Origin of the sequence: Xanthomonas sp. SHU 308, assembly GCF_000364645.1 — a bacterium.
Lineage (GTDB): Bacteria > Pseudomonadota > Gammaproteobacteria > Xanthomonadales > Xanthomonadaceae > Xanthomonas_A > Xanthomonas_A sontii.
This window is the reverse complement of the sequence record NZ_AQOK01000431.1, coordinates 1-4365: the sequence shown is the minus strand read 5'-3', so window position 1 is coordinate 4365 and position 4365 is coordinate 1. Positions and strand designations below refer to the sequence as shown.

General features: G+C 70.5%; 6 protein-coding genes. 4 read left to right on the top strand and 2 right to left on the bottom strand.

All coding sequences use genetic code 11. The features are described 5' to 3' along the window. The 4 genes from D588_RS0114210 to D588_RS0114195 form a co-directional block, all read left to right on the top strand. Window positions 1–671 (top strand): TIGR04222 domain-containing membrane protein (locus D588_RS0114210; RefSeq protein WP_017916456.1); only part of this gene is annotated, 671 nt, incomplete at its 5' end. Then, the gene (locus tag D588_RS0114205) at window positions 671–1324 is read left to right on the top strand and encodes a CDP-alcohol phosphatidyltransferase family protein (protein WP_017916455.1); all 654 of its coding nucleotides are present in this window, start codon (window positions 671–673) and stop codon (window positions 1322–1324) included. The genes D588_RS0114210 and D588_RS0114205, both read left to right, overlap by 1 nt. Further along, entirely contained in the window at window positions 1321–1953 is a 633-nt protein-coding gene (locus tag D588_RS0114200) for a lysophospholipid acyltransferase family protein (protein WP_017909397.1), read from the top strand. Before D588_RS0114205 ends, D588_RS0114200 begins: the two co-directional genes overlap by 4 nt. Further along, window positions 1950–2924, top strand: coding sequence for a phosphatidate cytidylyltransferase (locus tag D588_RS0114195; protein ID WP_017916454.1), 975 nt, complete (start codon window positions 1950–1952; stop codon window positions 2922–2924). Before D588_RS0114200 ends, D588_RS0114195 begins: the two co-directional genes overlap by 4 nt. Before the next feature lie 476 nt (window positions 2925–3400). On the opposite strand, the gene fis is transcribed toward D588_RS0114195, so the two are convergent. Both fis and D588_RS0114185 read right to left on the bottom strand, forming a co-directional pair. Beyond that, entirely contained in the window at window positions 3401–3673 is a 273-nt protein-coding gene (gene fis / locus D588_RS0114190) for a DNA-binding transcriptional regulator Fis (protein ID WP_010343856.1), read from the bottom strand. 116 nt (window positions 3674–3789) lie between these two features. Further along, window positions 3790–4365: DUF3426 domain-containing protein (locus tag D588_RS0114185; RefSeq protein ID WP_026143724.1), on the bottom strand; the 576-nt coding region annotated here is incomplete at its 5' end.

The following is a 4365-nucleotide window of genomic DNA, read 5'->3' as shown; positions in this document are numbered from 1 at the left end:
CCGGCGCGGTGCGCCTGCAGGCGGAGCCGCACGTGCGCCGCCAGGCGCGGCTGCAGTCCACCACGGTCGCGGTACCACCTGCGCTGCAGCGCGCGCTGGCGATCGTGCGCGCGCACCCCCAACTGCAGCAGGCGCTGGCCGCATTGCAGCGCGATGCCGCGCCGCTGCGCCGGTCGCTGGTCGCCAAGGGGCTGTGGCTGGGCCATGGACAGGCGTTGTGCGCACGCCTGTTCGGCGCCGCACCGTTGCTGGCGCTGTGGATGGTGGGTCTGCTGAAGCTGCGCATCGGCATGCAGTTGCAGCGCCCGATCGGCTTTCTGGTGGCGGCGATGGTGGTGGTCGCGGTCGTTGCGCTCGGCTTCCTGCTCACGCCGCCACGGCGCAGCGTCGCCGGCGACGCGCTGCTGGCCGAGCGCGATGCGGCCTGGCGCGATGGCGTCGCCGCGCCCTCGCTGGCGCCCGGTTCGCACTTGGCGCTGCCGCTGGCCCTGGCCGGTACCAGCGTGCTGATGACCACGCCCTGGGCCGACTATCACGCCTTGCGTGCGCCCGCAGCCAACGGCCGCGGCGGCAGCTGTTCGACCAGCAACTGCGGTGGGGGAGGTGGCAGCAGCGACGGCGGCAGCAGTTGCGGCGGTGGTGGCTGCGGCGGCTGTGGAGGCGGCGACTGATGGCCGCTTCGACCTGGCAGGCGCGGCGCGCGCAATGGCGTACGCGGCTGGCGCTGGCGCTAAGCGCGCGCGGAGCCACGCCCAACGGCGTGTCCTGGATCGGACTGGCGTGCGCGGTGCTGGCGGCGCTGATGTTCGCCCTGGCCTGGCGCGAGCCGCCGGCCAATGCCGCCGCGCTGCTGGTGCTGGCGGCGCTGGCGCTGCAGGCGCGGCTGCTGTGCAACCGCCTGGACGGGTTGCTGGCGCAGCAGGCGCAGATGATTGGCCGCGCCGGTGCGGTGTACAACGAGGCGCCGGACCGGTTGTCGGACGTGGCAGTGTGCCTGGGCGTGGGCTATGGCCTGCAGCCGGTGCTGGGCGTCGGCGCGGAACTGGGTTGGGCCGCTGCGCTGGTGTGCGTGGGCACCGCCTACGTGCGCATGCTCGGCCTGGCCTGCGCGGTGCGCGAACCGTTGCAGGGGCCGATGGCGCGCGTGCAGCGCATGCATTGGCTGTCGCTGGCCGCGTTGGCCGCCGCCGCTGCGCTGTTGCTGCAACATGCCACGCTGGCCTACATGCTTCTTGCCGTGGCGCTGGCGCTGTTGATCGCCGCCGCCGCCCTGACCATCGCGATTCGCGTGCGCGCCATCGTGCGCGAACTGGAGTGGAAATGATCGCCCGTCTGATCGCCCGCGGCTGCAGTGCCGCGATCCGTCTGCTCACCGGCGCACGTGCGCTGTGGCGCGGCTGCATGCCGTCCAGCGAGCGCCGCGTGTACTACGGCAACCACGCCAGCCACGGCGATTTCGTGCTGATCTGGTCGTCGTTGCCGGCAGCGCTGCGACGCGAGGTGCGGCCGGTGGCGGCGGCCGACTACTGGCAGCGCGACGCGTTGCGCCGCTACCTGATCCACGCGGTGTTCAACGGCGTGCTGATCGAGCGCGACCCGCAGCAGCGACAGCGCGATCCGATCGCCTGCCTGTGCGAGGCGGTCGACGGCGGCGGCTCGCTGATCCTGTTTCCGGAAGGCACGCGCAATACCGAGGAGGGCCTGCTGCCGTTCAAGAGCGGTCTCTATCACCTGGCGCGGCAGCGTCCGGAACTGGAGTTCGTGCCGGTGTGGATCGACAACCTCAAGCGGGTGATGCCCAAGGGCAAGTGGCTGCCGTTGCCGTTGCTGTGCACCACCACCTTCGGCGAACCGCTGCGGCTGGGCGCCGGCGAGGACAAGCAGGCCTTCCTCGATCGCGCGCGCGCGGCCTTGTTGGCGTTGGCGCCGGAGCAGGCGGAGGCCGCCCGATGAATCCGATCGCGCTGAGCGAACACCTGCAGCAATCCTCGCTGCGGCAACAGACGGTATGGCTGTTCCTGGGCATCGCCACGGTGCTGGTGGTGGCCACGCTGATCGCCGAGACCCTGCGCTGGCGGGCGCGCGAACGGCCCAGTGCGGTGCTGGACAACCTGGTGGCGCGGATCCGCGCCTGGTGGGTGATGGCGACGGTGGTGGCGCTGGCGTTCGCCTTCGGACGGTTGGGCGTGATCGTGCTGTTCGCGCTGGTGTCGCTGTTCGCGCTGCGCGAGTTCATCACCCTCACCCCCACCCGGCGCGGCGACTACTACGCGCTGCTGGCCGCGTTCTACGTGGTGCTGCCGTGGCAGTACTGGCTGGTGTGGAGCGACTGGTACGGCCTGTACACGCTGCTGATCCCGGTCTACGCGTTCCTGGTGCTGCCGATCCTGTCCACCATCGGCGGCGACACCACGCGCTACCTGGAGCGCACCGCCAAGGTGCAGTGGGGGCTGATGATCAGCGTGTTCTGCATCTCGCACGTGCCGGCGCTGCTCAACTTGCGCATTCCCGGCTACGAGGACCGCAACCTGCTGCTGTTCGCGTTCCTGGTGATCGTGGTGCAGTCCTCCGACGTGCTGCAGTACGTGTGGGGCAAGCTGCTGGGCCGGCACCTGATCGCGCCCAGGCTGTCGCCGTCCAAGACCGTGGAAGGTTTCGTCGGCGGCATCCTCTCGGCCAGCCTGCTCGGCGCGGCGCTGTGGTGGATCACCCCGTTCTCGCCGCTGCAGGCGTTCGCGCTGGCGCTGGTCGCCAACCTGATGGGCTTCTTCGGCGGCCTGGTGATGTCGGCGATCAAGCGCGACCGCGGCATCAAGGACTGGGGCCACATGATCGAAGGCCACGGCGGCGTGCTCGATCGATTGGACTCGGTGTGCTTCGCGGCGCCGGTGTTCTTCCACCTGATCCGCTATGGGTGGGTGTGAGGGCGGGGAGTGGGGATGTCGGGATTGGGGATTCGTTGGAGTGGCGCGCGCTGCGAGTGTTGCGCCTGCGTAGGAGCGGCGTCAGCCGCGATGCTTTACCGAGAGCGCGTAACGGCTGATCGCGCAGGAGCACAGCATGGCTTCCGCACCTGCATCTTCGGACGATGTCGCGTCGGGGCTGAAGCCCCTCCCACAATGGCGAGGCGCCGCGTTCGGCGTTCTGTGGTTTCTTCGCCGCGGTAGCGCGTTTGCTCTCGCCTGGGTGGGTTTTAGGCGTCGCGGCTGAAGCCGCACCTATGAGGGCGATGTGCAGGCACTACACGCTGGGTCGCGATGTGTGTCGGATCGCTTGACAGTCAAGTCATGCCGGACAGCACGCTGGATTCCCGATTCCCGATTCCCGATTCCCGACTTTTCACCAGCCGCAGGCTGGTCATCCCGAATCCCGAATCCCGAATCCCGAATCCCGGCCTCTATCAGGCCAACCCGTATTCCTTGAGCTTCTTGCGCAGGGTGGCACGGTGGATGCCCAGCAGCGCGGCGGCGCGGCTCTGGTTGCCTTCGCAATGGTTGAGCACTTCCACGAACAGCGGGATCTCCATCTCGCGCAGCACGATCTCGTACACGTCGTCGGCGTCGCAGCCGTCGAGGTCGCGCAGGTAGCGGCGGACCGATTGCGCCACGTGTTCGCGCAGCGGCGGCTTCGGCGCGCCGCGACTGGAGTCAGGACGAGTGGTGGCGGCGTTCAAGTTCGACGGATCCCCGGATGACAGCGGCGCCGGACGGCAGGAGGGCCGGCGCGGGGGGACGAGTCTAGCGCGTGGCCTGCGCCGCTGCCATGGCGTAGTGCCCGAACGCAGCGTTCTCAGTGGAAATCGAAACTGAATGCCGCCGTCTCGGCGGCCGGTTCGCGCACCTGGAACGCGATCTGTGCGCTCTGTCCCGGCGCCAGTGTGGCGCTGTCCGGCCGTGCGCGCCCCAGGTACTCCTGCGGGCGCAGCACGCGGCTGCCGATGGTGCGGCCGTCGGCGTCGGCCAGCGACAGTTGCAGCAGCGGCCAGGCCTGCGCCCAGCGCGCGTCGTTGCGGAAGGTCGCCTGCACCTGCAGGGTGCCGGCATGGCCGGGCAACGGCCGCACCTCGCGGCTGAGCATGGTGAAGGCGGCCGGCTCGCGCCAGGCCGGCACGCTGCAGCGCAGGACCTGGCAGACCCCGGCCACCCACGGCCGCCAGCGCGGGTCGGCGCCCAGGCGCTGGCGATCGGCGATCAGGATCTGCAGCGCCAGCAGCAGGCCCAGCCCGGCCAGTGCGATCCACTGCCAGGGCGCGGCACGCAGCACCGGGCGGCGTTCGCGCGGGCCATGCAGGAAGCTGGGCGCGGCGGCGGCGGACACTGGCGAGGTGGGGGCGGTCGCGGGGGACGCGACCGTGGCCGGTGCCAA